General features: G+C 66.6%; 21 protein-coding genes. 15 read left to right on the top strand and 6 right to left on the bottom strand.

Going from position 1 to position 24,850, the window contains the following annotated elements:
- Positions 1 to 1,365, bottom strand: a complete 1,365-nt coding sequence (locus IY716_RS12490; protein ID WP_218222002.1) for an SAM-dependent methyltransferase — start codon at positions 1,363 to 1,365, stop codon at positions 1 to 3.
- 160 nt (positions 1,366 to 1,525) lie between these two features.
- Here IY716_RS12490 and IY716_RS12485 point away from each other — a divergent pair, with 160 nt between their 5' ends.
- The 6 genes from IY716_RS12485 to IY716_RS12460 all read left to right on the top strand — a co-directional run bounded on the left by IY716_RS12485 (position 1,526) and on the right by IY716_RS12460 (position 7,910).
- Entirely contained in the window at positions 1,526 to 2,620 is a 1,095-nt protein-coding gene (locus IY716_RS12485) for a siderophore ABC transporter substrate-binding protein (RefSeq protein WP_218222001.1), read from the top strand.
- A gap of 195 nt (positions 2,621 to 2,815) precedes the next feature.
- A complete protein-coding gene (locus IY716_RS12480) occupies positions 2,816 to 3,859 on the top strand; it encodes an ABC transporter permease (RefSeq protein WP_218222000.1) in 1,044 nt (347 codons plus the stop codon).
- A complete protein-coding gene (locus IY716_RS12475; RefSeq protein ID WP_218221999.1) occupies positions 3,856 to 4,983 on the top strand; it encodes an iron chelate uptake ABC transporter family permease subunit in 1,128 nt (375 codons plus the stop codon). The genes IY716_RS12480 and IY716_RS12475 overlap by 4 nt, the downstream gene beginning before the upstream one ends.
- Positions 4,980 to 5,750 carry an ATP-binding cassette domain-containing protein gene (locus IY716_RS12470; protein ID WP_218221998.1) on the top strand — a complete coding sequence of 257 codons (771 nt, stop codon included), beginning with the start codon at positions 4,980 to 4,982 and terminating at the stop codon, positions 5,748 to 5,750. Before IY716_RS12475 ends, IY716_RS12470 begins: the two co-directional genes overlap by 4 nt.
- A 179-nt stretch (positions 5,751 to 5,929) precedes the next feature.
- Positions 5,930 to 6,277: a hypothetical protein gene (locus tag IY716_RS12465; RefSeq protein ID WP_218221997.1), complete on the top strand. Its 348-nt coding sequence runs from the start codon at positions 5,930 to 5,932 to the stop codon at positions 6,275 to 6,277.
- Positions 6,278 to 6,494: 217 nt separating this feature from the next.
- A complete protein-coding gene (locus IY716_RS12460; protein ID WP_218221996.1) occupies positions 6,495 to 7,910 on the top strand; it encodes an MFS transporter in 1,416 nt (471 codons plus the stop codon).
- Positions 7,911 to 8,022: 112 nt separating this feature from the next.
- On the opposite strand, the gene IY716_RS12455 is transcribed toward IY716_RS12460, so the two are convergent.
- Positions 8,023 to 9,933 carry a transcription antiterminator gene (locus IY716_RS12455; protein WP_218221995.1) on the bottom strand — a complete coding sequence of 637 codons (1,911 nt, stop codon included), beginning with the start codon at positions 9,931 to 9,933 and terminating at the stop codon, positions 8,023 to 8,025.
- Positions 9,934 to 10,073: 140 nt separating this feature from the next.
- On the opposite strand from IY716_RS12455, the gene IY716_RS12450 reads away from it, so the two are divergent.
- The 5 genes from IY716_RS12450 (at position 10,074) to IY716_RS12430 (ending at position 15,716) form a co-directional block, all read left to right on the top strand.
- The gene (locus tag IY716_RS12450) at positions 10,074 to 10,421 is read left to right on the top strand and encodes a PTS sugar transporter subunit IIB (protein WP_218221994.1); all 348 of its coding nucleotides are present in this window, start codon (positions 10,074 to 10,076) and stop codon (positions 10,419 to 10,421) included.
- Positions 10,418 to 10,690, top strand: a complete 273-nt coding sequence (locus tag IY716_RS12445) for an HPr family phosphocarrier protein (RefSeq protein ID WP_218221993.1) — start codon at positions 10,418 to 10,420, stop codon at positions 10,688 to 10,690. The genes IY716_RS12450 and IY716_RS12445 overlap by 4 nt, the downstream gene beginning before the upstream one ends.
- Entirely contained in the window at positions 10,690 to 12,348 is a 1,659-nt protein-coding gene (gene ptsP, locus IY716_RS12440; RefSeq protein WP_218221992.1) for a phosphoenolpyruvate--protein phosphotransferase, read from the top strand. The genes IY716_RS12445 and ptsP overlap by 1 nt, the downstream gene beginning before the upstream one ends.
- Before the next feature lie 61 nt (positions 12,349 to 12,409).
- Positions 12,410 to 14,452, top strand: coding sequence for a PTS mannitol transporter subunit IICBA (locus tag IY716_RS12435; protein ID WP_218221991.1), 2,043 nt, complete (start codon positions 12,410 to 12,412; stop codon positions 14,450 to 14,452).
- A 121-nt stretch (positions 14,453 to 14,573) separates the two neighbouring features.
- On the top strand, positions 14,574 to 15,716 hold the full coding sequence (locus IY716_RS12430) for a mannitol-1-phosphate 5-dehydrogenase (protein ID WP_218221990.1): 1,143 nt from the start codon (positions 14,574 to 14,576) through the stop codon (positions 15,714 to 15,716).
- An 81-nt stretch (positions 15,717 to 15,797) separates the two neighbouring features.
- Here IY716_RS12430 and IY716_RS12425 read toward each other — a convergent pair whose 3' ends face one another.
- From IY716_RS12425 to IY716_RS12410, 4 genes are all read right to left on the bottom strand, one after another.
- Positions 15,798 to 17,657 carry a biotin carboxylase N-terminal domain-containing protein gene (locus IY716_RS12425; RefSeq protein WP_218221989.1) on the bottom strand — a complete coding sequence of 620 codons (1,860 nt, stop codon included), beginning with the start codon at positions 17,655 to 17,657 and terminating at the stop codon, positions 15,798 to 15,800.
- A gap of 75 nt (positions 17,658 to 17,732) precedes the next feature.
- The gene (locus IY716_RS12420) at positions 17,733 to 18,398 is read right to left on the bottom strand and encodes a nucleoside triphosphate pyrophosphatase (RefSeq protein ID WP_218221988.1); all 666 of its coding nucleotides are present in this window, start codon (positions 18,396 to 18,398) and stop codon (positions 17,733 to 17,735) included.
- Positions 18,395 to 18,730, bottom strand: coding sequence for an acyl-CoA carboxylase epsilon subunit (locus IY716_RS12415; RefSeq protein ID WP_218221987.1), 336 nt, complete (start codon positions 18,728 to 18,730; stop codon positions 18,395 to 18,397). The genes IY716_RS12420 and IY716_RS12415 overlap by 4 nt, the downstream gene beginning before the upstream one ends.
- A gap of 14 nt (positions 18,731 to 18,744) precedes the next feature.
- Positions 18,745 to 20,328, bottom strand: a complete 1,584-nt coding sequence (locus IY716_RS12410) for an acyl-CoA carboxylase subunit beta (protein WP_218221986.1) — start codon at positions 20,326 to 20,328, stop codon at positions 18,745 to 18,747.
- A gap of 179 nt (positions 20,329 to 20,507) precedes the next feature.
- Between IY716_RS12410 and IY716_RS12405 the strand changes: the two genes are divergently transcribed.
- The 4 genes from IY716_RS12405 to IY716_RS12390 all read left to right on the top strand — a co-directional run bounded on the left by IY716_RS12405 (position 20,508) and on the right by IY716_RS12390 (position 24,820).
- A complete protein-coding gene (locus IY716_RS12405) occupies positions 20,508 to 21,533 on the top strand; it encodes an NAD(P)-dependent oxidoreductase (RefSeq protein ID WP_218221985.1) in 1,026 nt (341 codons plus the stop codon).
- 50 nt (positions 21,534 to 21,583) lie between these two features.
- The gene (locus IY716_RS12400; RefSeq protein WP_218221984.1) at positions 21,584 to 22,582 is read left to right on the top strand and encodes a biotin--[acetyl-CoA-carboxylase] ligase; all 999 of its coding nucleotides are present in this window, start codon (positions 21,584 to 21,586) and stop codon (positions 22,580 to 22,582) included.
- 119 nt (positions 22,583 to 22,701) lie between these two features.
- Positions 22,702 to 23,304 carry a hypothetical protein gene (locus IY716_RS12395; protein ID WP_218221983.1) on the top strand — a complete coding sequence of 201 codons (603 nt, stop codon included), beginning with the start codon at positions 22,702 to 22,704 and terminating at the stop codon, positions 23,302 to 23,304.
- Positions 23,297 to 24,820 (top strand): adenylate/guanylate cyclase domain-containing protein, encoded by a 1,524-nt coding sequence (locus IY716_RS12390; RefSeq protein ID WP_369699712.1) that lies wholly within the window; start codon positions 23,297 to 23,299, stop codon positions 24,818 to 24,820. Before IY716_RS12395 ends, IY716_RS12390 begins: the two co-directional genes overlap by 8 nt.
- Positions 24,821 to 24,850: the final 30 nt, after the last annotated feature.

Here is a 24,850-nt window from a genome sequence, read left to right as displayed (position 1 = left end):
TCAGAGCGGGTCCACCACCGCGAAGACCCGTTCCTCACCCAGCCGGGTGATGACCACTGTCGCGTGGTGACGCGCTGACCGTCGCCTGGTCTGCTTCTTGGGAAGAACCTGTTGACGCAGCTGCTCGGGGAGGATGTCGACGCCTCGCTTCTTGATCTCCAGGCTGGTGACCGACTCCTCGGCCGCCCAGGCCTTCAGGGCCTTGACGCTATAGGGCCGGACTTCCTGGATCCGGTAGCCGCGGGACAGCCCACGCTCCTTGTCGGGATCGGTGCCGTCGGTGCAGAAGTATGCGATGTGGCCATCGAGCAGGCGACCGCCCAGCTCATCGGCGAGTTCTGCGACCAGCTCTGAGCGGATCACTGCGGGGTCCGGTTCGTGGAGCACCCCGGTGAGCCCGGCGCTTCCGCTCGGCTCGAGCTCGAGGCCGGCGCCGAAATCCGTTGAGCTGCTCAGCTCCGCCACTCGATGCGCCTGCGGATGTGGCGAGTTCCGCGGGGACTGGTCCGGGGGAGACTCCTCCGACCCAGACTCATTCGGCAGGGACTGGCTCTGCAGCGCCGTCGCCGCACGTCGGACTCCGGGCCGGGCGAGGGCGTTGAACCAGAGCACCACTTCCACCAGATCTCCATCCACGGAGACCCACTCCGCCTCACAGTCCGCAGGGATGAGGTCGTGGGGGAGCCCCGGTCCCAGCTTCACGCCCATCGGCGTGCCGGTGCGGGCCAGGTCCAGGACGAAGCTCAGTGGTGGGGAGAAGGACTCGGGGTCCCACAGCCTCGTCGGCCCGGAACGCAGCGAATCCTGGGCAGCTTGCGGGTCTCGGCGCGCGGGGTCCAGCCAGAGCCCCCAGCCCCGCGGTGCCGCAGTGCGCGTCAGCTCGTAGGTCGAGGCGAAGCTCTCCGCGGTGCTGTGCAAGACCTTCGCCTCGGGGAAGGGAAGCAGGTTGATGGTCGCCGCCGCCGCAGTGTTCTCATCTGCCTCCACCCCCGTGACGAAGAGGCCCAGCGACGCGGCTGCGAGCGCATCCGCGCCGAGGCCGCAACCCAGGTCCACAACTCGGTCAAGCCCCGCCGCGCGGAATCGCTGGGCATGGCGGGCCGCCACCGGCAGTCGGGTCGACTGCTGCAGACCCTCGTGGGTGAAGAGCATGCGATCTGCAAAGTCCCCGAACTTCGCTCTCGCCTCGGCGCGAAGTCGGGACTGGGTCAGTGCGGCCGCCACTCGCTCGGCAGGGTGGCCCTCCCGTCGGAGCTTCTCATTCAGGCCGAACGAGGCGGAGGGGTCGTAGGGCGGAAGTGTATTGACCAGCTCCCACCCCTCGGGGGTGAGCACCGGTGTCAGCGAATCGGGAGAGGAGGACATCGCCTTCTACGGTACCGCCCCGTGCTCGTCACACTGCCGTCATCAGTTGCACAGAATAGGTTAACTATGTAGGTTCTATTTAGCTTAGGGGCCGCTAAGTAGTTACTCCCGTCATCATCGGGCCCACGGCTCGATCACCCGCATCGTGAAAGGCACACCTATGCCCATCTCTGCATTGACCGCCCAGCCAAGCTCGACCCTGCGCTCCAGAGGTCTCAGTGCGCTCTCCGTGGGTGCCATCGCCGCTCTTGCGCTGACCGCCTGTGCCGGCGACGATGCCGACGCCGCAGACGCCGAGCAGGTCAGCAGCGACACCCAGGCTGAGGAGACTGCCGAAGGGACGGCCGAGGAGTCCACCGATGAGGGCACGGGGTCCGGGACGGTGACGATCGAGGATGATCACGGCACCCACGAGGTCTCCACCGATCCGCAGAGCGTGATCGTCACCGACAACCGCTCCTTCCGCACCCTCGAGGCCTTCGGGGTGCAGCCAAGCGCAGCCCCACTGGGCCTCATGGATGCACAGACCCACAGCTATGCCGAAGATGAGTCCATCCTCGATCTCGGGATGCACCGAGAGCCCAATCTCGAGAACGTCGTGGCCGCCGAGCCCGACCTGATCATCAACGGACAGCGGTTCCAGCAGTACTACCAGGACCTCGCCGAGCTCGCACCCGAAGCCACCATCCTTGAATTCGAGCCTCAGGAAGACGCTGACCTGGTCGAAGAGCTGGTCCGCAAGACCGAGTCACTCGGCAGCGTGTTCGCTGCAGAGGACACGGCTTCCGGGCTCGTCGAGGAGCTGGAGACCGAGGTGGCTCGCGTCCAAGAGGCCTACGACGGCGAATCGACGGTCATGGGCCTGCTGACCTCCGGCGGAGATATGAGCTATGTGGCACCCGGACCCAATGGTCGCGCCATCGGGCCGGTCTTCGACACCTTCGACCTCGTGCCCGCTCTGGAGCAGGAGGGCGAGGATGAGTCCCATGGCGATGACATCTCGGTGGAGGCCATCGCGACAGCGAACCCCGACTGGCTGCTGGTGATGGATCGTGATGCCCGCATCAGCCAGGAGGAAGAGGGCTATAGTCCGGCCGCAGAGATCGTCGAGGACTCCGAGGCGCTGCAGAACGTCACCGCCGTCCAGGAGGGCAACATCGTCTACCTGCCCGAGAACTTCTATCTCACCGAGGACATCCAGGCCTACACAGAATTCTTCCGCGACTTCGCAGATGCCCTCGAAGCGGCGGAATGAGAGAGATCACTGTCTTGCCAGTCAGTGAATAAGGGTCAGCGTCAGCCTCATCCGGGGGTGGACTTCGGGTGAGGCTGACGTCCCCTTATTAGGCGACACCAGTATTCGCTAATACACTCAGGTCCTCCTCGACTCTCTCAGTTCATCCAGGAGAGGCTCAGCCACCAGATCGTGCACACGTCACCGGAAGCTCAGATGTCAGACCACTCCTCCATCACCCTGGGCAGCCCCCCGGACGACGCCGTCGCTGGCCCCGCGGTGGCCCGGCGCAGCCAGCGAAGTCAGCGGCTCTTCACCCCCGCACTTCTGGTCGGGCTCCTCATCACCTGTGGGCTTCTGCTGCTCTCACTCGGCACAGGCCAGTACGAGGTGTTCAGCGAGGACGGCTTCTGGATGTTCGGCATCACCCGCGTCCCGCGGACGATTGCGCTGGTCCTGGCCGGTGCGTCGATGGCGATGTGTGGACTCATCATGCAGCTGCTCACGCAGAACCGCTTCGTCGAGCCCACCACCACCGGCACCACGGAGTGGGCCGGCCTCGGACTGATCCTGGTGCTGTGGCTCTTCCCCGGTGCCTCCATGCTGGCGCGGATGTCCGGCGCCGTGACGATGGCGTTCATCGGCACTGTGGTCTTCTTCTTGTTTCTCCAGCGCGTGACGCTGAAGTCCTCGCTCATCGTCCCCATCATCGGCATCATGCTCGGTGCCGTGGTCAGCTCGTTCACCACCTACATCGCACTGATGACCGATCATCTCCAGACCCTGGGCATCTGGTTCGCCGGGTCCTTCACCCGGGTGGTCGAGGGCCGATACGAGCTGATGTGGCTGGTGCTGGTGGTCACCGTCCTGGTGTTCGTCACCGCCGATCAGTTCACTGTGGCGGGGCTGGGGCGGGATATGGCCACCAATGTGGGGCTGAACTACACGGCCGTGCTCTTCATGGGCACCGCCATGGTCGCCGTGGCCACCGGCGTCACCGCCACCGTGGTGGGGGTGTTGCCCTTCCTCGGGCTGATCGTTCCCAACGTGGTCTCCCTCTTCCGCGGTGATGACCTGCGCAGCAACCTGCCGTGGGTCTGCCTGGCAGGCATCGCCACGGTCACCGTCTGCGATCTGATCGGACGCACCATCCGCGCTCCCTTCGAGATCCCCGTCGGACTGGTGCTCGGTGTGGTCGGGGCCGTGGTGTTCGTCGGACTGCTGCTGCGCCAGCGCAAGTCAGGAGGGTTTGTCACATGACGACGCAGCTCGACCGCGAACGAGGACAGGACCCCCGCAGGGCAGGATCTCCCGAAGCTGTCAGCGGGCGCGGACGCGGATGGGCGCCCGCGGAGCACGCAGCTCGACCGCCAGGAGTCCGCGCCCGCCGCTCCGGGGCGATCACCAGCCGCCGGCATGGTCTGCGCTACGTCGCGGTGATGGCGCTGCTGGGGGGTCTCTCGCTGTTCTTCACGCTGGGGATCCTCGGCTACGGCAACCCGATGCCGTTCGGCTCCTCCGGCTACTGGCTGATCGCTCAGATGCGCATCAAGACCCTGCTGATCATCGGCGTCGTCGCCTTCTGCCAGGCGATGGCCACGGTGGCCTTCCAGACCGCCACGAACAACCGGATCATAACCCCATCGATCATGGGCTTCGAATCGCTCTACATCGCGATCCAGACAGGCGCCGTGTTCTTCTTCGGCATTGCCGGAGTCACCATGCTCACCGGCCTGCCGCAGTTCCTGATGCAGGCCGCCGCGATGGTCCTCTTCGCGACGATCCTCTACTCCTGGCTGCTCAGTGGGAAGTTCTCCAACATCCACATCATGCTGCTCGTGGGCGTGGTGATCGGCGGAGGCCTCGGTTCGCTGTCCACGTTCATGCAGCGAGTCCTCACCCCGAGTGAGTTCGACGTGCTCACCGCGCGGCTCTTCGGCAACATCGGAAACGGACGCGCCGAGTACCTTCCCTACGCGATCCCTATCGCGCTGCTCGCCGGGGGAGTGCTGTGGTGGAGGGCGCGCAGACTCAACGTGGTCGCGCTGGGGCGCAACACTGCTGACAATCTGGGAGTGAACCACAAGCGCGAGGTGATGTTCATCCTGCTGCTGGTCTCGGTGCTGATGGCGATGAGCACCTCGCTGGTCGGGCCGATGACCTTCCTGGGATTCCTCGTGGCCACGCTGGCTTATCAGTTCGCAGACACCTACTCCCACCGGATGTTGTTCCCCATGGCGATGCTCATCGGCTACACCGTGCTGGCCGGCGCGTTTTTCATCATGCGCCATGTCTTCTATGCCGAGGGTGCGGTGACGCTGATCATCGAGCTCCTCGGCGGAATCGTCTTCCTGATAGTCCTGATGCGAAAGGGTCGCCTGTGATCAGCCTGACCGAGGTCACCAAGAACTACGGCTCCAAGGGGTCAGCCGACTCCGTGCAGATCGGACCGATGACCGTGGAGATCGCCGCCGGAGGCATCACCGCGCTGGTCGGCCCCAACGGAGCGGGGAAATCGACGATCCTCACCATGATCGGGCGGCTGCTCGGTGTGGACTCCGGCCGGATCGAGGTTGCCGGGCACGACGTCGTGAACTCTCCCTCTAAGACCATCGCGAAGATCCTCTCGATCCTCCGCCAGGAGAACCACTTCGTCACTCGGCTCACCGTGCGCCAGCTCGTGGGCTTCGGCCGCTTTCCGCATTCCAAGGGGCGGCTCACTGCCGAAGATGAACGGCACATCTCTGAGGCGATCGACTTCTTGGACCTCGCCGAGCTGGAGAACCGCTATCTCGACCAGCTTTCCGGCGGGCAGCGGCAGCGCGCCTACGTGGCGATGGTTCTGGCGCAGAACACCGACTACGTGCTGCTGGACGAGCCGCTGAACAATCTGGACATGCAGCATGCGGTCCAGATGATGCAGCAGCTGCGCCGGGCGGCCGATGAGCTGGGCCGCACCGTGTTGATCGTGCTGCATGACATCAACTTCGCCGCACACTACTCGGATCAGATCCTCGCCATGAAAGACGGAGTGGTCGCAGAACACGGACCGCCCGAGCAGATCATGCGCGACGCGGTGCTCTCCCGGGTCTTCAACACCGAGGTCACGGTCATCGACGGACCGCACGGACCGCTGGCGGTGTACTACTGACAGCTCTTGGTGATCTCGGCTCCCCTATGCTGGGAGAGCAACCAGACCCTTATGAAGCCACTGACGCTTGCTGCAGAGCGGTTTCTCTGACTGCTCAAAAGGAAAGCAGTAACTACATGAGGCATCGACAAAGCCTTACTGCTGTGTGCTTGGCAATTTCGGCAGTTCTTCATTTTGGTGTGTTTGCCATTGCGTGGGACGTACTCGGCGTCTTTGGCAATGTGATGCCGCCGGCGCTCAGCTACACCGTCATGGGTATGTCCCTGGCCGCGCTCCTCGCGACGGCATGGGTTTCGATGCCTCGAGTGCTGAGGAACTCACTACGCCTCACAAATCTGATCATGGGTCTCACCGCCACCTCTACCACTGTGCTGGGAGAGTTTTCCCTGCGCAGCGGGGTCGACGGAAACTACGGGGCCGCTCTGGTGGCGGTCATGGGGATATCGCTGCACCTGCTGCTCTCAGCGTCTCTGGCTGCCCAGAGTGTTCTGCGCATGGCAGGTGGACTAGAACGATCCGGCACGTGAAGACGCTCTGACCCTCCGGCGCTGCGATGACGCACAGGACCTCGGCGCTCGCGGGCATCCGTGATGCAGCGCGTCAAGGGTCCCGGCCCACCTCGAGTCTCAGCTGCTGAGACGCCATCGGCAGAACTTCAATGCCAGCACCGCGCGGACCTAGTATCTTCCCCTGCGCCGCTTCGGCGCCTGAAACCATTCGTTCCTCTTGTGGAGATGCCCCCTCATGCCTGCCTCTGTTGAGCCTTCTGCGCCCGAGACCTCGTCTCAGCCCCACGCTGCCGTGGACGAGTCGCACAGCAACATCCCGCGCCACCGGATCATCCTGGCCTCGCTCATCGGGACCACGATCGAGTTCTACGACTTCTACATCTACGCCACCGCGGCGGTGTCGATCTTCCCGCTGCTCTTCTTCTACGGCGACGAGGGTTCGGCGCTGCTGGCCTCCATGGCCACCTTCGGTGCCGCCTTTGTGGCGCGCCCGCTGGGTGCCATCATCTTCGGCCATTACGGCGACAAGGTCGGCCGCAAGGCGACCCTCGTCGGCGCGCTGCTGACCATGGGCATCGCCACCTTCCTGATCGGGCTGCTGCCCACCTACCAGCAGATCGGCCTCTGGGCTCCGGCATTGCTGACGATCCTGCGCTTCAGCCAGGGCCTGGGCCTCGGCGGCGAATGGTCCGGCGCGGCGCTGCTCGCCTCCGAGACCGCCCGTCCGGGCAAGCGCGCACAGGCGGCCATGTGGCCCCAGCTGGGCGCCCCGTTCGGCTTCATCCTGGCCAACGGACTCTTCCTGGTGCTCGCCACCGCCTTCTCCTACGACTCCACAGCCAGCGACCTCACCGACCCGTTCCTGGTCTGGGGCTGGCGCCTGCCGTTCCTGCTCTCGGTGATCATGGTCGGCGTCGGACTCTATGTCCGGCTGCGCATCGAGGAGACCCCCGTCTTCGCCAAGGCGATGGCCAGCAATGAACGCGTCAAGGCGCCGATCGGCGAGGTCTTCCGCCGCAACTGGTGGGAGATCATCCTGGGCACGTTCATCATGCTCGCCACCTACGGCCTGTTCTACCTGATGACCACCTGGGTCCTCTCCTACGCCATCGGCTCGGGTGAGACCGGGGGTCTCGGCTACGGCTATCAGGACTTCCTGGTGCTGCAGCTCATCGCCATCGTGTTCTTCGCGATCTTCGTCCCCGTCGCCGGCAAACTTGCCGACAAGTTCGGGCGCCGCCCGATGCTGATCGTGGTCACCGTGGCGATCATGCTCTTCGGGCTGAGCTTCGGATTCTGGCTCTCCGCCGATTCCATGGGGACCGGAGACGACTTGAACGTCTGGCAGATGCTGATCTTCCTGGCCGTGGGCATGACGCTCATGGGGCTGACCTTCGGCCCGATGTCCGCAGTGCTGCCGGAGCTGTTCCCCACCAACACCCGCTACACCGGGTCCGGAGTCGCCTACAACGCGGCCTCCATCCTGGGTGCGGCGCTGACGCCGTTCGTGGCGGCCTGGCTGGTGCAGAACTACGGCGTCGCCGCCGTCGGCCTCTACCTCGCGGGACTCGGTGCGCTGACCGTGATCGCACTGGTGCTGGCCCCGGAGACCTCGAAGAAGTCGCTCTACACGCAGGCCTCCGCGGACTGAACTACGCCTGTGCACTGAACTACGCCTGTGCACTGAGGGGCGGCTCCCATTCGGGGCCGCCCCTCAGTCGACTCATCAGCAGTTGCAGCCGGCTCAGCAGCAGTCGGCTCGCTCAGCCGTCGACGACGGCGACCAGCTCGTCGAGGAACCGACCGAAGTCGGTGCCGCGGCGCAGCAGCCGCTGCAGCGATTCGCGCTCGCTGAGCACCTCGACGAGCTGCTCGAAGATGGTCTGGAACGCGTCGCGCTCCGATTCGGAGAACGCCGCCAGGGCCACCACCTGGATGCGGCCCTCGCCCCAGCGGATGGACCCCTCGGCGATCCCGATCGAGAGTGCAGTCCTCCGCGCGGTCATGCTCAACGCATGCGGCACAGCCAGCGACTCGGTGAACGCCGTGGAGGAGAGCCGCTCCCGTTCGATGGTGCCGAGCACGTAGTCCTCGTCGATGATGTCGCGGGCGATCAGCGGTGCGCTGAGCTGGCGGATGGCATCTTCCTCATCCCTGGCCCGCAGTGGCCGGATGAAGGCTTCCGGGCTCAGGTAGCGCTCGAGCTCTCCTCGCAGCCGGGTCAGTCGCCGGGCGCGACGGCGCTTCGAGGCAACGGCGGCGATGCGCTGAATATCGGCCTCGGTGACGAAGGGCGCGAGCTGCACTGTGCGCTCATCGGGGACCGGGGGCTCGATGGTGGTGAGCACCAGATCGGTGGTCATCGCTGACCAGTCCGGATCCACCCGGGTCTCCACGGCGGTGACCTCGATGCCCGGACCGAGTGACTCATCGAGCCGCGAGCGCAGCAGGTCATGAAGCTCGTAGTACCCCGGGCAGACGATGGTCGCGGTCAGAGCCGTCTCCGCCCGACGGCTGCGTTCCAGCCGGCCGCCCACGTGCATCGCGATATAGGCGATCTCGTCCTCGCGGATGCTCACCTTGAGCTGCTCCGCGATGTCACTGGCGATGGAGACCGCCACCTGAAAGATCATCGGGTACGTCGCCTTCAGCGACTTGGTCAGCGGGTTGCGAGACCAGGCCTGCTCCCGCGCCCGGTGGACCAGGTTCTGCACATGAAGGCTCAGCCGGCGGATGAAGTCACTGTGCGCGATGTCCACCAGGTATTCTTCGGCGGCATGTCCGACGGCGCGGATCACCGCCCGCTCCACCTCGGCGTCCAGCGGCACCTCCGTGCCGGCGCTGCCGTCGGAGGCGACCACCCGGGTGAGCACCAGGGATGCCAGATGCTGCAGGTCCCCCTGACCCAACGAGACCCCGAAGTGCTCCGTGGAGAGCGTCCCGATCATTCCTGCCAGTCGCTGCTGCTGCGCGCTCGGCTCTAGGTGGGTGCCCTCCAGCGGATGCCCATGACTGACCCGATCGGCGGCGATGGCCACATGCAGGACCACGTCGGTGGAGGCGAACTCATTGACGTAATAGCCCTGTTCCGCCAGCTGCGCGGCGAGGGCGCGTTTGAAGGGGCCGAAGGACTCAGCTTCCAGGGAGCCGAGGCCAGCGGCGCGGCGCAGGCCCTCGCCGTCGAAGGATCCGCGCTCCATCTCCTCGTGGGCAAGCTTGGAGACCAGCCGCCGTTGAGCCAGCTCGTCTCCGGCGAGCAGCGCTCGGGATCCCGAGCGCTGCACCGTGACACCGGTACCCGAGATCAGCTCACGCACCCGGAGAAGGTCGGCGTCCACGGTGGCCTCGGAGACATAGAGCCGCTCCGCCGTCCGGCGCAGGTCCACGCCATTGCGCGCCTCCAGCAGCTCATGCACGAGTCCGTGCAGCCGGTCCCGCGTGGAGGTGCGCGCCGATTCGCTGCGCAGCGCCGCCAACGCCGCGCGATCGGCGCGGTAGCCCAGGGGCCCGGATTCGATGGCATGCGGGGCCGGTTCGGCCCGGGCATTGATCTGGGCGATATAGGAGCGAACGCTGCGCGGAGTGACCCCGAGGAGATCTGCAAGCGAACCGGCGGTGATCCAGCCTGGCTCGCGCAGAAGCAGCTGGACCAGCTGCTCCTGACGCTTGCTCATCCTGTCCACGCTCAAACCTTACCGGGCTGCCCGCTTCTGGCAGGGCGTTTTTCCTCCCCGCCGGAAAGAACTCTCAGTCCCACACCGGTGCGGTGTGCCGTGAATCACTGCACAATCGAGGAGGAAGGAGTTCGAGATCAATGGAGATCCTGGTGGTTTGTGGTGCTGGCGCGTCCAGCACCTTCGTGGCGCAGCGCGTGCAGCAGGCGATGCGCCGCAACGGCGTGCCCTATGTGGTGCGCGCTGGCAATCAGACCTCGTTGCTGCATGATCTCGACTCCGCGGACATGATCCTCCTGGGCCCACCGCTGGCGGGCTCGCTCGAGGACATCCGTGGCCTCACTGCGCCGGCCGGCACAGTGGTGGAGCTTCTTCCCGCTGACATCTATTCAGACCTTCAGGGCACCAGTGCGCTTGCACTGATCCTGGAGGCATTTCCTATGCCCGATGCGGCGGCCGCCGCCTCAACTCGAAAGGGACTCTCATGAGCTCTACTCGCACCGTCACCGTCGCCTCCTCCCAGGGCCTGCATGCCCGCCCAGCCAAGCTCTTCGTGGAGGCCGCCCAGTCCGCCGGTGCTGAGGTGACGATCGCCAAGGGTGAGAAGTCGGTCAACGCCGCCAGCATCCTCGGTGTGCTCTCCCTCGGTGTGGAGAAGGGCGACGAGGTCGTGCTCACGGCCGAGGGCGAGAACGAGGAGCAGACCCTGGATAGCCTGGAGACCTTCCTGAAGACCGACCACGACGAGGCCTCCTGATGTCCGAACTCTCCGGCATCGGGGTCGGTAGGGGCATCGCCATCGGACCGGTGGCCCGAATGTCTCCGCCGCCGCCCGCGCCTGAGGACCAATCCTCGGAGCTGAGCCTCGAGGACGAGACCCAGCGTGTCAAGGAAGCCGTGGCCGCCGTTGCGGCGGAGCTCGACGAGCGCGGGCGCGCCGTTGGCGGCACTGCCAAGGATGTGCTGGAGGCCCAGGCCATGATGGCCCAGGACCCCACGCTGGAAGAATCCGTGCAGACGCGACTCAAGGCCGGCAAGACCGGAGAATTCGCGGTCCACGCAGCGTTTGCCGAGTTCCGCGAGACGCTGGAGCAGCTCGGAGGATACCTGGGGGAGCGCGCCTCAGACCTCTCCGACGTGGCCCAGCGTGTCATCGCCAGCCTGCGCGGACTGCCCGCCCCGGGAGTCCCGGACCCCGGGCATCCCTTCGTCCTGGTTGCGGAGGACCTCGCGCCGGCCGACACCGCGCTGCTGGACCTGGAGAAGGTCCAGGCCCTGATCACCATCCAGGGCGGGCCGACCTCACACACGGCGATACTCGCCCGCGAGAAGTCCATCACCGCGATCGTCGGCGTGGCCGAGGCGTCCGAGCTCACCGAGGGTGAGCAGGTCATCGTCGATGCTGTGGCGGGGACCGTGTTCACCCACCCCACCGCGGCACAGGTCAGCGACGCCGAAGTCCGCCGGGCCGCTCGCGACGCCGAGGCCGCCGCTCCGCTGACCCCTGGGGCGCTCGCCGACGGCACCTCCGTGCCGCTGCTGGCGAACCTCGGATCGTTCAAGAGCGCGAACAAGGCCGTGGCGCTCGGCGCGGAAGGAGTGGGCCTGTTCCGGACCGAGTTCCTCTTCCTCAGCGCCGACGAAGCTCCCTCCGTGGACGAGCAGCGGGAGGCCTACCAGAAGGTCCTTGAAGCGTTTCCGGGTCAGAAGGTGGTGGTGCGCGCGTTGGACGCGGGTGCCGACAAGCCGCTGAGCTTCCTCAATGACCAGCCCGAGGAGAACCCCGCGCTGGGCCTGCGCGGGCTGCGCGCGCTGATGGCCAATGAGGCGATCCTCAAGGATCAGCTCACGGCACTGGCGCAGGCACAGGAGAACACCGAGGCAGACCTGTGGGTCATGGCCCCGATGGTCTCCACTGTGGAAGAGGCCGAGGAGTTCACCGCCCTGGCCAAGGAGCACGGGCTGGCCACCGCCGGAGTCATGGTGGAGGTTCCCTCCATCGCACTGATGGCTGATGAGCTGATGTCGCGCACCGACTTCGCCTCCATCGGCACCAATGACCTCACCCAGTACACGATGGCCGCAGACCGCATGCTGGGCTCGGTGGCCTCCCTTCAGGACCCCTGGCACCCCGCCGTGCTGCGACTGATCCGTCAGGTCGGCGCAGCAGGCATCACCTCCGGCAAGCCGGTCGGCGTCTGCGGCGAGGCGGCGGCGGATCCGCTGCTCGCCGTCGTCCTGGTCGGACTCGGCGTGAACACGCTGTCCATGTCTCCCGCCGCGCTCGCAGATGTGCGCGCGGAGCTGAAGCTGCACACCTTCGATGAGGCCAAGAGCATCGCCGAAGCCGCGCTGACCGCCGCCACTGCGGCGCAGGCGCGCGCATCAGCGCTCAAGGCCGCACAACAATCCTGAATCACCACCTTTGACGTACCCACAGGGGGTCGTCTCCTCAATACAAGAAAGAGGCTCCGCTATGACGACGGTGTCATCTGAGACGAGGGAGAAGGGCGGCGCACGAGTTGCCGTCCAGAAATTCGGCTCATTCCTCTCGGGCATGATCATGCCCAACATCCCCGCGCTGATCGCCTGGGGCATCATCACCGCTCTGTTCATCGACGTCGGCTTCCTGCCGAATGAGGCTCTTGCCTCCATCGTCGGCCCGATGATCCACTACCTGCTGCCGATCCTGATCGCCATGCAGGGCGGCAAGATGATCTACGAGACCCGCGGCGCCGTCGTCGGTGCGATCGCCACCATGGGTGTCATCGCCGGCTCCGACTGGCTCGTGGCGCAGTTCAACGCCGGTCTGGAAGAGGGCGCTGATCAGCTGCCTGAGGTCCACATGTTCATCGGTGCGATGATCATGGGCCCGCTCGGCGCCTACGTCATCAAGTGGTTGGACAGCCTGTGGGAGGGCAAGATCAAGTCCGGCTTCGAGATGCTGGTCAACATGTTCTCCGCCGGCATCGGCGGATTCCTGCTCGCCATTGCAGGCTTCTACTGGGTCGCACCGGTGATCAACGCGATCATGGATGTGATGGGCACGGCCGTGCGCTGGCTCATCGACACCAACCTGCTGCCGCTGACCTCCATCATCATCGAACCGGCCAAGGTGTTCTTCCTCAACAACGCCATCAACCACGGCGTGCTGACGCCGCTGGGCGTGGCCGACGCGGCAGAGAACGGCAAGTCCATCCTCTTCCTGCTCGAGGCGAACCCCGGTCCGGGCCTCGGTGTCCTGCTGGCGTTCACCTTCTTCGGTGTGGGCGCTGCCAAGGCCACCGCCCCCGGCGCGATCCTCATCCAGTTCCTCGGTGGCATCCACGAGGTCTACTTCCCCTACGTGCTGATGAAGCCAGCGCTGCTGCTGGCAGTGATCGCCGGTGGCGCCACCGGCGTGGGCACGAATATGGTCTTCGACGCTGGACTGAGGGCCCCGGCGGCACCAGGGTCGATCTTCGCGGTCATCGCACAGACGGCCTCGGATTCGTACCTGGGCGTCATCCTTTCCGTGATCCTCTCGGCAGGCGTGACCTTCGCCGTGGCCACGGTGATCCTGCTCTCCAGCCGCAAGCGCGACCTGGCGGCAAACGAGGACAGCTTCTCCGCGGCCGTGGCCAAGACCGAGGCGAACAAAGGCAAGTCCTCCTCGCACCTGGCGAACCTGTCGTCCGCCACGCAGGTCCCGGCGCAGAAGATCAGCAACATCATCTTCGCCTGCGACGCCGGCATGGGTTCCTCCGCCATGGGGGCCTCGGTGCTGCGCAAGAAGATCAAGAATGCGGGCATCGACGGCGTCACCGTGACCAACAAGGCCATCGCCTCGCTTCCGGGTGACGCCGACCTGGTCATCACCCAGCAGCAGCTCACCGATCGCGCCAAGGCCAAAGAGCCCCAGGCAGTGCACGTCTCGGTGGACAGCTTCATGAACGCCCCAGAGTACGACGACGTCGTGGCGATGGTGCGCGAGAGTGAAGAGCAGCAGGGCCGTTCTTCGAACGGATCTGGTTCCAACGGTGCAGCAGACTCTGATCCGGCTGCGGCCGGCGGAGTGGCCACGGACACCCGAGTCCGCAGCGACTCGCAGATCCTCACACTGGCTCAGGTGCGAATCCACTCCGGCTCTGCCTCCCAGGACGAGGCACTCGGCGAGGCCGCTGAGATCCTCGGCTCCGCAGGAGCGGTCACTGAGGACTACCTCGCTGCCATGAAGGACCGCGAGGCCACGGTCTCCACCTACATGGGCAATGAGCTGGCCATCCCGCACGGCACCAATGACGCGAAGTCGGCCGTCAAGGCCTCGGCGCTCTCGGTCACCCGATACGACGGCGGCGTGGACTGGTCCGGTGAGAAGGTCACCTTCGTGGTCGGCATCGCCGGTGTCGGAGACGAGCACCTGGAGATCCTCTCGAAGATCGCTGAGCTCTTCGCCGACGAGTCCGAGGTGACTCGTCTCAAGCAGGCTTCCTCCGAGGAAGAGCTGCTGAAGCTGCTCTCGGCCGTCAACAAGGGCTGAGCTGCGGCTCTGTAGAAGTACATGACAGTGGAGGGGGTGCGTCACTGCCGGGGTACCCGGCGGCGCACCTCCTCCACTGTTTCGCATCCTTTTTCTCGAGCACCTATTTCTGGGAGTCACTATGAAGGCAGTCCATTTCGGCGCTGGCAATATCGGTCGCGGTTTCGTCGGAACCCTGCTGCATGAGGGCGGCTACGACCTCGTCTTCTCCGACGTCGCGGCACCTCTGGTGGATGCGCTTTCCGCAGCGGAGAGCTACACCGTCCATGAGGTCGGCGACGGCGGCAAGGATCGGGTGGTCAGCAACTTCAGTGCCATCAACAGCGCCGAGGATCCTGCGGCGGTGGCTGAGGAGATCTCCTCAGCCGACGTGGTGACCACGGCCGTGGGTCCCACCATCTTGAAGTTCATCGCCCCGCACATCGTGGCCGGGCTGCGGCTGCGCCCCGATCAGTCAGCTCCGCTGCAGGTGATGGCGTGTGAGAACGCATTGGGCGCCACCGATACCCTGCGCGGGCATATGGAAGAGCTGGCCGGTGATCAGTGGCCGGTGCTCGCCGCCCGCGCGGTCTTCGCGAATACCGCGGTGGACCGGATCGTCCCCGGGCAGCCCGAGGGCGCCGGAGTCGATGTGACCGTGGAGCCCTTCTACGAGTGGGCGATCGAGTCCGGTCCCTTCGCGGGGGAGCGGCCCAACATCCCGGGCGCGCACTTCGTCGAGGACCTGGGGCCCTTCATCGAGCGCAAGCTCTTCACCGTGAACACCGGACACGCCACAGCCGCCTACCTGGGCGCAGCCGCGGGCAAGCAGAAGATCGCCGAGGCCCTCTCCGACGACGCCGTGTTCGCCGGGGTCAGCGCCACGCTGGAGGAGACCTCGGCGCTGCTCGTGGACAAGCATGGTTTCGAGGTCGAGGATATGGCCGCCTACCGCCGGACCATCCTCGATCGGTTCCGCAACCCGGAGCTTCCCGACACGGTCCAGCGGGTGGGGCGTCAGCCGCTGCGCAAGCTCTCCCGCCATGAACGGCTCATCGGGCCGGCCATCGAGGCCGCCGAGCGCGGTCTCAGTGTGGAGGCCCTGCTCTCCACGGTCGAGGCAGCGCTGGCGTTCACCTCCGAGGAGGATGAGCAGACCCAGCAGATGCAGGAGATGCTGCGCGAGCTCGACGCTGCGGCGTTCACCACCGAGGTGACCGGACTCCAGCCGGGCGACCCGCTCTTTGACCGGGTGCAGCAGATCGTCGCAGGCCGGCAGGGTTAGGCGCGTCCCGCACCTGCCGTGCGCTGCCACCCGCCGCGTTGGCCAGGCCCGCTGGGTTGGGCCGGACCCGCCGCGCGCCGGTCAGTCGACGATGCTCGCCACGACCTCGCCGGCGCTGACTGTGGAGCCCGCCTTCGCCTTCAGCCCTTTGAGCCGTCCGGACTTATGCGCAGCGATGGGCTGCTCCATCTTCATCGCCTCCAGCACCAGGATCAGATCCCCCTCGGAGACCTTGGCCCCGTCCTTGGCAGCCACCTTCACGATGGTGCCCTGCATCGGCGAGGTCAGATCATTGCCTGAGACAGCTGCCGCCCCGGTGCTGCGCGCCTTGCGTCGCTTGGTGGCCCCGGCAGGTTTGCCGCCGAGCTTCCCGGCCGCCAGGGCCGCAGGAAGGTTCACCGTGACGCGCTTGCCGTTGACCTCGAGCACCACGGATTCGCGGGCACCGGTCTGCTCATGCGGCGGATGAGCCATCAGCGCGTTATAGGGCTCGATCGTGTTGTGGAACTCAGTCTCGATCCAGCGGGTGTGCACCCCGAAGGTCTCCGCCGGAGCTGACCGACGTCGACCCAAGCGGTCCAGAACCGGGGCATTCGCGCCGGCGGGCGTGGGTGCGCTCGTCTGCGAGCCTCCAGCGAGTTCAGGGGCGAAGGCTTCGTCCTCGAGCACGGCGCGGTGGAAGGGCAGGACCGTGGGCATGCCCTCGATCTTCATCTCCTTCAGCGCCCGCCGTGACCGTCGCAGCGCCTGCTCACGCGTGGCACCGGTGACGATGACCTTGGCGATCATCGAGTCGAAGGCTCCGGAGATGGTCTCTCCGGCTCGGACACCGGAGTCCACGCGGACCCCCGGGCCGGTGGGCAGGTCGAAGGTCTCCAGGGTCCCGGGTGCGGGCATGAAGTTTCGGCCCGGGTCCTCGCCATTGATGCGGAACTCGATGCTGTGCCCGCGGATCTCGGGATCCTCATAGCCCAGCCGCTCGCCGCGGGCGATCCGGAACTGCTCACGGACCAGGTCGATGCCGGTGACCTCCTCGGAGACCGGGTGCTCCACCTGGAGTCGGGTGTTGACCTCCAAGAAGCTGATCGTGCCGTCCTGGCCGATGAGGAACTCACAGGTGCCCGCACCGACATAACCGGCCTCGCGCAGGATCGCCTTGGAGGAGCGGTAGAGCTGTCGGGTCTGCGCCTTGCTCAGGAACGGCGCGGGCGCCTCCTCGACCAGCTTCTGGTTGCGCCGCTGCAGCGAGCAGTCGCGGGTGGAGACGACGACGACGTTGCCGTGCTCATCGGCGAGGCACTGGGTCTCCACATGGCGTGGGGAGTCCAGGAAACGTTCGATGAAGCACTCGCCCCGGCCGAAGGCAGAGACGGCCTCGCGCACCGCAGACTCGAAGAGCTCCGCGATCTCATCGTGTTCCCGCACGACCTTGATGCCGCGGCCCCCGCCGCCGTAGGCGGCCTTGATGGCCAGCGGCAGTCCCTGCTTCTCGGCGAAGCGCATGACCTCCTTGGCGTCCTTGACCGGCTCCTTGGTCCCGGGTGCCAGCGGCGCGCCGACCTTCTCGGCGATCTGCCGCGCCGAGACCTTGTCGCCAAGGGTCTCAATCGCCTTGGGTGAGGGTCCGATCCAGGTCAGCCCGGCGCCGATCACGGCCTGGGCGAACTCGGCGTTCTCAGAGAGGAATCCATATCCGGGGTGGATCGCGTCGGCGCCGGTGGCCCGGGCCGCGGCGAGGATCTTCGGGATGCTCAGGTAGCTCTCCGCCGCGGTCGCACCGCCGAGTGCATAGGCCTCGTCGGCCATGTGCACGTGCACCGCCTCGCGGTCGGGGTCGGCGTACACCGCGACGGCGGCGAGCCCCTCGTCCTGGGCGGCGCGGATCACTCGCACGGCGATCTCGCCGCGGTTGGCGATCAGGACCTTGGTGAAGTCGGTCATGGTTCCTCTCTCTGCTTTCGCTGACCCCCACCGCAGTGGGTTCGCAGGAGCGGTCTGTACCGCCCCTGAGGAGTCTCAGTGGTGTGCCGCCGGTGACGGCATGGACCAGAAGTCGGTGATGGAGTGGCCGAGCTCGGTGAGCATCGAGCGCAGCGCCGCGGGGGAGACGCCGATGACGGAGAGGTGGTCCCCCTCCACCTTCTCCACGAAGGCCGAGCCGCGACCATCGATGGTGAAGGCTCCGGCGCATTGCAGCGGCTCCCCGGACTCGGCGTAGAGCTGGATCTCGGCGTCGGTGGGCTCGCCGAAGCTGACCTTCGTGGAGACGGTCCGCTGGGCCCGGGCTCCGGTGCCGGCGTCGATCAGGGTGTGGCCGGTGTGCAGGACTCCGGTGCGACCGCGCATGAGCTTCCAGCGCTGGACGGCGACGTCGACCTCATAGGGCTTGCCGTAGCTGATGCCGTCGAGTTCAAAGACCGAGTCACAGCCGAGCACCACCGTGGTGCTGGCGGTCGAGCCCGCGTGCAGTCCCGGCAGATCGACGACGGCGGCCGCCTTCAGGTCTGCCAAGAGCTGCGCCTCGGCAGCCGAGCTCAGCGCCTGGCCCTGATCCTGCTGCTGGGCGGCTGTCACCGCGGCGGGTTCATCGACGTAGGAGACGCGCACGGTGAAGCCGATGTCCGCCTGGGAGAGGATGCGGGCGCGGCTGGTGGAGGCTGATCCGAGGATGAGTCGTGTCATCGCAGTCCCGCCGCATGCTTCCAGGAATCGGGGCCGGGCCTGCCCCACAGGCCGAGCCGACGTCGTCGCTGCAGCGTGCGGTCGGTGGGTCCGGCGCTGCCGGCGCCGTTGTCCGATTCATCGGCCGCGGCGGCGAGGGTGCCCAGTACCGCGGTCACCGCCGCCAGCTCCTCATCCGCCAGCGCGGCTCCGGACACGTCGAGATCCGCGGACGGCGCATCGGCCTGGTCCGCGTCCTCTGTCAGCTCTGTCTCCTCCAGCTGTGTCTCAATCAGGTCTGTCTCACCAGGTTCGACTGCTGCGTCTGACTCGTTCACGGTCACATCGGTCATGATCGGTTGCCCTCCTAGAGCGGAATGTTTCCGTGCTTCTTGGCGGGCAGCGCCTCACGCTTATGCTGCGTGGCACGCAGTGCGTGGGAGATCTGCCAGCGCGTCTCGGCCGGTTCGATCACCGCGTCGATGTAACCCAGCTCGGCCGCCTGATAGGGGTTCAGCAGTTCCGACTCATAGTCCTCGATCAGCGACTTCCGACGGCCCTCGACATCGCCTCCGGACTTCTCCACAGCCGCCAGGTCTCGGCGGTAGAGGATGTTGACCGCTCCCTGGGCTCCCATGACTCCGATCTGCGCCGTAGGCCAGGCGAGGTTCACATCGGCACCGAGCTTCTTGGAACCCATCACGATGTACGCTCCGCCGAAGGCCTTGCGTGTGATCACCGTGATCTTCGGGACCGTCGCCTCGGCGTAGGCGTAGAGCAGCTTGGCTCCGCGCCGGATGATCCCGTTGAACTCCTGATCGGTGCCGGGCAGGAAGCCTGGGACGTCCACCAGGGTGAGGATCGGGATGTTGAAGGCGTCGCAGAACCGCACGAACCGTGCGGCCTTCTCCGAGGCCGCGATGTCCAGGGTCCCGGCGAACTGGGTGGGCTGGTTGGCCACGACGCCCACTGAACGCCCTTCGACCCGGCCGAAGCCGATGGTCACGTTCGGCGCATAGAGGCTCTGCAGCTCCAGGAAATGTCCCTCATCGAGGATCTGCTCGATGACCGTGCGCATGTCATAGGGCGCCGAGGAGGAGTCGGGGATCAGCGCGTTCAGCGCCTCGTCCCCGGTCTCGATCTTGGGCCGGTCCTCATGGTCCTCGATCGGCGCCTCAGCCAGGTTGTTCAGCGGGAGGAACTCCAGGAGCTCCTTCGCGAACTCGATGGCGTCCTCCTCATCGGTGGCCATATAGGCCGCGGTGCCGGTGGTCGTGGAGTGCGAGCGGGCTCCACCGAGGGTCTCCATGTCGACATCTTCACCGGTGACAGATTTGATGACGTCCGGCCCGGTGATGAACATGTGGGAGGTCTTGTCCACCATGATCACGAAGTCCGTCAATGCGGGGGAGTAGGCGGCGCCTCCCGCGGAGGGGCCCATGATCAGCGTGATCTGCGGGACCACGCCGGAAGAGTGGACGTTGTTCCGGAAGATGTCAGCGAACATGGCCAGCGAGGAGACGCCCTCCTGGATGCGCGCGCCGCCGCCGTCGTTGATCCCGATCACCGGGCAGCCGTTGCGCGCCGCGAACTCCTGGACCTTGACGATCTTTTCGCCGTTGACCTTGGACAGTGAACCGCCGAAGACCGTGAAGTCCTGGGCGTAGACGGCGACGAGCCGCCCGTCGATGGTGCCGTAGCCGGAGACCAGCCCGTCGCCCAGCGGCTTCTTGGTCTCCATGCCGAAGGAGGTCGAGCGATGCACGGCCATGGCGTCGAGCTCCACGAAGGAGTCGTGATCCAGGAGCATGTCGATGCGCTCGCGGGCAGTGTTCTTGCCTCGACTGTGCTGCTTGGCCACGGCCTCCTCACCCGCAGGAGCGTGGGTCTTGTCGCGGCGACGGCGAAAGTCAGCCAGTTTGCCGGCGGTGGTGGTGAGATCTGACGTCATGGCTGCGCGGGGGCACCTTTCCGATCGCAGGCTGGAGGAAGTCCACAATTCAGCGGCCAGTCTATCCACGCCGATGGGCTCCTCAGCTGTGGACTCTCTACAAAATCCCAGGCAGGCGTTGCGTGCTCCGAGGATGATCGGTGCTTCCGTCCATGGTTACTCACCGGTAGGGTTGCTTTATGACCCAGTTCACAGCCTCTGACACAGAACCCTCTCCGGTCCAGGCACCTGCAGTGACGGCCGATCTGAACGGTCGGACCGCGCTGATCTCAGGAGGATCGCGCGGCATCGGGCACGCCATCGCCGTCGCCCTGGCCGCCCGAGGCGCCAATGTCGCGCTCCTGGCGAAGACGGACACACCGCATCCCAAGCTCGCCGGCACGGTGCACACTGCCGTGGAGGACATCCGCGCGGCGGGGGGACAGGGGCTCGCCGTCGTCGGGGACGTGCGTCGCGATGAAGACGTGAGCGCCGCCGTCGAACGCACCGTGGAGACTTTCGGTGGAATCGACATGCTGATCAACAACGCCTCGGCCATCGACCTCTCTCCCACCGAGGTGGTGGACATGAAGCGCTACGACCTGATGCATGACATCAATGTCCGCGGCACCTTCCTGCTCTCCAAGATGGCAGCGCCGCATCTGCGCACCAGTGCCGCGAAGCATCAGGCGGACGCCGCCGCTGGATCTGCCGGGGCCGACGCTGAGGGGATCGCGGCTGAGAGTCTCGGCGGCGCGGTCGGCTTCACCCCGCAGATCCTCACCCTCTCCCCGCCGCTGGCGCTGGGGGAGGCGGGGCTGGACCCGGTCTGGCTGGGACGCCACCTGGCCTACACGATGTCGAAGTACGGGATGTCGATGACCACGCTGGGTCTCGCCGAAGAGCTTGCCGCCGATGGGGTGGCCGTGAACTCGCTGTGGCCCGCCACCTATATCGACACCGCTGCCATCCGAAACCTGGCCGCGCTGGCCGGCGAGCAGGGCGAGACGATGATCCGCGGTGCCCGACGGGTGGACATCGTCGCCGATGCCGCAGTGGCCGTACTCTCGGGTCAGCTGATGACGATCCCCGAGGAGGGGTCTGCCCATCCGATCAGCGGGCAGTTCCTCACCGACGAACAGGTGCTGCGCCAGCTCGGCGTCACGGACTTCAGCGACTATGCGGTGGATCCGCAGAGCGAGCTCATTCCCGACGCCTTCCTGTGAGCCGGCCGGCCCCGACGGCTGACGCCGAGCGCGTGGCCTAGTCTGGGCCCATGACCACCACCCTGCCCCCGCTGGATGAGACGCTGCTGGGCGACAGGCTGCTGCGCACTGGGATCCTCGCCACGCTGGAACGGCTCGAGTCGGTGGGCTCCACCAATCAACACCTGCTCGACGCGCTCGCCGCCGAAGCGAGCGCCGATCCCGACAGCGGTCACACGGCGTGGCCCCATCTGTCAGTGCTCACCGCCGAGGAACAGACCGGCGGGCGAGGGAGGCTGGGCAGGGCCTGGTCCTCGCCGAAGGGCTCCTCGCTCTCCACCTCGCTGGTGCTGCGCCCGCAGCTGGACCCCGTGCATCTGGGCTGGCTCTCAATGCTTGCCGGCCGCGCCCTGGTCGACACGCTGCGGCAGGACTGCGGGCTGGACTCCGCGTCCCAGCGCGCCGTGCTGAAGTGGCCCAATGACGTGCAGGTCACGCAGCCTGACGGCACGGCGAAGAAGATCAGCGGCATCCTCGCCGCCGCGGTGCCCGCAGCACGGGGAACTCCCACCCGCCCACGGACCGGACCGGGCGCCGTCGTCGTCGGGATCGGGATCAACGTGCTGCACACCGAGGCTCAGCTGCCTCTCGAATCCGCCACCTCGCTGCAGCTCGAACTGCAGCGTGCTGCGGAGTCCGGCCAGGGCGCTGATCGGGTCGCGGCGCAGGGTGGTCGGCTGCGCACCGAGCTGCTCTGTGACTTCCTGGAACGTTTCGCCCGGCGACTGCGGGATCTTGAGGAGCTCGCCGCTGAGGCCCCCGACGCGGTCGCCGAGACGCTGCGTGCGCAGGTGGGGGAGGTGCTGGCCACGATCGGTCAGCAGGTCCGTGTGGAGCTGCCCGACGGCGGTGCTGCACGCGGCGCGGCCCTGGCGCTGGGCATCGATGGGGGTCTGCAGGTGCAGGTGACCGGGCAGCGCGCGGCCGCGGAGGAGGACTGGGTGCCCTGCGACCCGCAGACCAGGACGTTCTCCGCCGGCGACGTGGTCCATCTCCGCCCCACCCCCTAGCGTTTTACCTCCCCTCACGTGGTTTACCCGGCCGACCGTCGGCCCGGTAATCCACGCAGGGCCCGGTAAAACGTGGGGTGCAATTCAGGCCCGGTAGACTGGGTGGTTGTACTCGCAAGATGACCGGCAGGAGGCTGTGGCTGACGATGAAGCTCAAGCTGGTCGAGGGCGAACAGGTGGTCATCAGGACCCGCGCCCATCACCGTGCGCTGCTGCCCGCGCTGATCAACTTCCTGATCACCGTCGCGGTCATGAGCTTCCTGCTCGGCTACATCTCCCGGGCGGATCAGCCGGAGTTCATCGAGCACTACCACCACATCGGGGTGTTCATCATCTGGGCGGCAGGGCTCCTGGCACTCGCGTTCGGCTCCCTGAAGCCCGCGCTGAGCTGGGCCAACCGGCTCACCTACCTGACCACCCACCGCCTGGTGCAGAAGAATCTCCTTGGCGCCGCCCAGCCCACGGTCGTGCCGCTCGGGCTGCTCTCCGAGGTGCGGCTCAAGGCGTCCCGCCTCCAGTCCATGTCCGCGGCCGGGGACCTCGTGCTGCTCCACGGGGCCTACGGGCAGCATCAGCGCACCAGGTTGAACAACATGCCAGACGCAGCGCACTTCCAGACCGTCGTCGCGGAGGAACTGAGCGAGTACCGCCGCAACGTGGCAGCCCAGTACGCACAGCAGGCGCCCGCACCGGGCGGATATGGAGACGCCCACTATGCCTGAGCCGCGCGAGCGCCCCCGCCACGACGCCGGCCCGGTGTACCTCGGCGGCGAGGACACCGACGCTTCATGGCGTGCGGTGCGGCACCCGGAGTCATCCAGCGTGGACTCCGCCTCCAACAGCGCCTTCGAGGATCCATCATCAGGCGCCCTGGAGGCCGGTGCCGAGCAGCCTGCCGACGCCGACGCCACAGAATCAGCGCACTACTCCTCGGCCGAGCTTGAGGCCGCCCGGCGCGACTGGTCGGACTTCAACTCGCCGCGGCTGCACGGCAGGGCCCGCCAAGCCATGCTGCAGGAGGCCGGTGGCCGCAGCATCAGCACCGGACCCGATTCCGCCGCCCCCGCAGAAGGACTGGCCGACCGCACCGTCAGTCGCGCAGCCCGCGAGGCGCAGACCGCTCGCGGCCAGGCCGAGACCGCCGGCCATGAGCGCGCCCCGGAGACCGCAGCGATTCCCATCCCGAACATGGAGCAGCGGGAATGGCACCGGACCATCCGCGACCTGGAGCACCGACTCCTCGGCGCCGAACGGACCCTGACCTACCGGGAGATGGCCCAGCAGCTCGGTGTCTCCACCCGGTCGGCGCGCAGACTGTGGCGCGCACTGGGCTTTCCCAACCTCGACGATGACGTGAAGGCCTTCACCCAGGCCGACGTGGAGGCCCTCGCCACCATGATCGAGCTGGTCCGCGACGGGCATCTCAATGAGGAGACCGCGATCTCGATGACCCGCTCGGTGGGTCAGATGACCGACCGCATGGTGGTCTGGCAGATCGAGGCGCTCGTGGAGGACAAGATCGCCAACGGTCAGCTCTCTGACGCCGTCGCGCGCACCCAGGTGGTCGAGACCCTGCCGAAGCTCATCGAGCCGATCCAGAAGCTCATGGGCTACACCTGGCGTCGCCAGCTCTCCGCGGCGCTGCAGCGACTCACCGTCCGAGTCGAGTCAGGTCTCGCCGCCAGTGCCCATGGGCGCACTGGAGACGAGAACGATTCCGCGCTGCCGCTGGCTCGCGCCGTGGGATTCGCAGACCTGGTCTCCTACACCTCGCTCTCCCGGCAGATGAACGAACGCACGCTGGCCCACATGGTCCAGCACTTCGAGTCCAAATGCGCCGAGATCATCTCGATCGGCGGAGGCCGCCTGGTCAAGACCGTCGGCGATGAGGTGCTCTACAACGCGGAGACTCCCGAGGCGGGAGCAGAGATCGCGCTCGCCCTGGCCGAGTCGATCGCCGCCGACGGCGTGCTTCCGGAGGCCCGGGTCTCGGTGGTCTGGGGACGAGTGCTCTCCCGGATGGGCGATATCTACGGTCCCACCGTGAACCTGGCGGCTCGGCTCACGTCGCTTGCCGATCCCGGGACCATCCTGGTGGACCAGGTGACCGCCCAGACGCTGGAATCCAACCCGGACTACCTGCTCGTTCCACAGCCCCCGCGGATCGTGCGCGGCTTCGGCGAGGTCCAGCCCAACATGTTGCTGCGCGGGCAGGGTGCGGGAATCGATCGCGGCTGAGCTGTTGGGCCTGTATCCCGGGCGCGGGTC

The organism is Nesterenkonia sp. Act20, from assembly GCF_019173455.1.
In the GTDB taxonomy this organism is placed as follows: Bacteria; Actinomycetota; Actinomycetes; order Actinomycetales; family Micrococcaceae; genus Nesterenkonia.
This window is presented reverse-complemented; position numbering and strand designations above follow the sequence as displayed.

What these genes read in the sequence shown, in the direction of transcription:
- IY716_RS12450 (WP_218221994.1), top strand. Translation starts at nt 10,074, where the DNA reads ATGGAGATCCTGGTGGTTTGTGGTGCTGGCGCGTCCAGCACCTTCGTG.
- ptsP (WP_218221992.1), top strand. Translation starts at nt 10,690, where the DNA reads ATGTCCGAACTCTCCGGCATCGGGGTCGGTAGGGGCATCGCCATCGGA.
- IY716_RS12480 (WP_218222000.1), top strand. Translation starts at nt 2,816, where the DNA reads ATGTCAGACCACTCCTCCATCACCCTGGGCAGCCCCCCGGACGACGCC.
- IY716_RS12420 (WP_218221988.1), bottom strand. Translation starts at nt 18,398, where the DNA reads ATGACACGACTCATCCTCGGATCAGCCTCCACCAGCCGCGCCCGCATC.
- IY716_RS12435 (WP_218221991.1), top strand. Translation starts at nt 12,410, where the DNA reads ATGACGACGGTGTCATCTGAGACGAGGGAGAAGGGCGGCGCACGAGTT.
- IY716_RS12410 (WP_218221986.1), bottom strand. Translation starts at nt 20,328, where the DNA reads ATGACGTCAGATCTCACCACCACCGCCGGCAAACTGGCTGACTTTCGC.
- IY716_RS12395 (WP_218221983.1), top strand. Translation starts at nt 22,702, where the DNA reads ATGACCGGCAGGAGGCTGTGGCTGACGATGAAGCTCAAGCTGGTCGAG.
- IY716_RS12415 (WP_218221987.1), bottom strand. Translation starts at nt 18,730, where the DNA reads ATGACCGATGTGACCGTGAACGAGTCAGACGCAGCAGTCGAACCTGGT.
- IY716_RS12445 (WP_218221993.1), top strand. Translation starts at nt 10,418, where the DNA reads ATGAGCTCTACTCGCACCGTCACCGTCGCCTCCTCCCAGGGCCTGCAT.
- IY716_RS12485 (WP_218222001.1), top strand. Translation starts at nt 1,526, where the DNA reads ATGCCCATCTCTGCATTGACCGCCCAGCCAAGCTCGACCCTGCGCTCC.
- IY716_RS12455 (WP_218221995.1), bottom strand. Translation starts at nt 9,933, where the DNA reads ATGAGCAAGCGTCAGGAGCAGCTGGTCCAGCTGCTTCTGCGCGAGCCA.
- IY716_RS12490 (WP_218222002.1), bottom strand. Translation starts at nt 1,365, where the DNA reads ATGTCCTCCTCTCCCGATTCGCTGACACCGGTGCTCACCCCCGAGGGG.
- IY716_RS12405 (WP_218221985.1), top strand. Translation starts at nt 20,508, where the DNA reads ATGACCCAGTTCACAGCCTCTGACACAGAACCCTCTCCGGTCCAGGCA.
- IY716_RS12475 (WP_218221999.1), top strand. Translation starts at nt 3,856, where the DNA reads ATGACGACGCAGCTCGACCGCGAACGAGGACAGGACCCCCGCAGGGCA.
- IY716_RS12400 (WP_218221984.1), top strand. Translation starts at nt 21,584, where the DNA reads ATGACCACCACCCTGCCCCCGCTGGATGAGACGCTGCTGGGCGACAGG.
- IY716_RS12390 (WP_369699712.1), top strand. Translation starts at nt 23,297, where the DNA reads ATGCCTGAGCCGCGCGAGCGCCCCCGCCACGACGCCGGCCCGGTGTAC.
- IY716_RS12430 (WP_218221990.1), top strand. Translation starts at nt 14,574, where the DNA reads ATGAAGGCAGTCCATTTCGGCGCTGGCAATATCGGTCGCGGTTTCGTC.
- IY716_RS12460 (WP_218221996.1), top strand. Translation starts at nt 6,495, where the DNA reads ATGCCTGCCTCTGTTGAGCCTTCTGCGCCCGAGACCTCGTCTCAGCCC.
- IY716_RS12425 (WP_218221989.1), bottom strand. Translation starts at nt 17,657, where the DNA reads ATGACCGACTTCACCAAGGTCCTGATCGCCAACCGCGGCGAGATCGCC.